Here is a 1,397-nt window from a genome sequence, read left to right on the forward strand (position 1 = left end):
CAAGGCGTTACTGGACCTCAGGGAGACACGGGACCTCAGGGCGTTACGGGACCTCAGGGATCGACTGGGCCTCAAGGCGTTATCGGACCTCAAGGCGTTACGGGACCTCAAGGATCGACTGGACCTCAAGGCGTTACGGGACCTCAGGGCGTTACTGGGCCTCAAGGATCGACTGGACCTCAAGGTGATACTGGACCTCAAGGGAACACTGGGCCTCAAGGTGATACTGGACCTCAAGGATCGACGGGACCTCAAGGCGATACGGGATCTCAAGGAGTCACGGGGCCTCAAGGCGTTACTGGACCTCAAGGTGATACTGGACCTCAAGGTGATACTGGACCTCAAGGTGATACTGGACCTCAAGGTGATACTGGGCCTCAAGGCGTTACTGGGCCTCAGGGACCGACTGGACCTCAGGGAGACACGGGACCTCAAGGACCAACTGGACCCCAAGGCAATACGGGACCTCAAGGCGTTACTGGGCCTCAAGGATCGACTGGACCCCAAGGCGTTACTGGGCCTCAAGGCGATACGGGACCTCAAGGACCAACTGGACCCCAAGGTGATACTGGACCTCAAGGACCAACTGGACCCCAAGGTGATACGGGACCTCAAGGCGTTACGGGACCTCAAGGCGTCACGGGACCCCAAGGCGTTACGGGACCCCAAGGCGTTACGGGACCTCAAGGCGTTACGGGACCTCAAGGACCAACTGGACCCCAAGGTGATACGGGACCTCAAGGTGATACTGGGCCTCAAGGATCGACGGGACCTCAGGGGGACACGGGACCTCAAGGACCAACTGGACCCCAAGGTGATACTGGACCTCAAGGTGATACTGGGCCTCAAGGCGTTACTGGGCCTCAAGGTGATACTGGGCCTCAAGGTGATACTGGGCCTCAAGGATCGACGGGACCTCAGGGAGACACGGGACCTCAAGGACCAACTGGACCCCAAGGCAATACGGGACCTCAAGGCGTTACGGGACCTCAAGGTGATACTGGGCCTCAAGGTGATACTGGGCCTCAAGGATCGACTGGACCTCAGGGAGACACGGGACCTCAAGGATCGACGGGACCTCAAGGTGATACTGGGCCTCAAGGATCGACTGGACCTCAGGGAGACACGGGACCTCAAGGACCAACTGGACCTCAAGGACCAACTGGACCCCAAGGTGATACGGGATCTCAAGGATCGACGGGACCTCAAGGCGTTACGGGACCCCAAGGCGTTACTGGACCTCAGGGAGACACGGGACCTCAGGGCGTTACGGGACCTCAGGGATCGACTGGGCCTCAAGGCGTTATCGGACCTCAAGGCGTTACGGGACCTCAAGGATCGACTGGACCTCAAGGCGTTACGGGACCTCAGGGCGTTACTGGGCCTCAAGGATCGAC

Annotated in this window: 1 pseudogene; it reads left to right on the top strand. The window is 59.6% G+C overall.

Features of this window, described 5'->3' with window-relative positions:
• Positions 1–1,397, top strand: a pseudogene (locus BLU58_RS15930) (collagen-like protein); the annotation flags it as partial.

Source organism: Thermoactinomyces sp. DSM 45892 (assembly GCF_900107305.1).
Taxonomy (GTDB): Bacteria; Bacillota; Bacilli; order Thermoactinomycetales; family Thermoactinomycetaceae; genus Baia.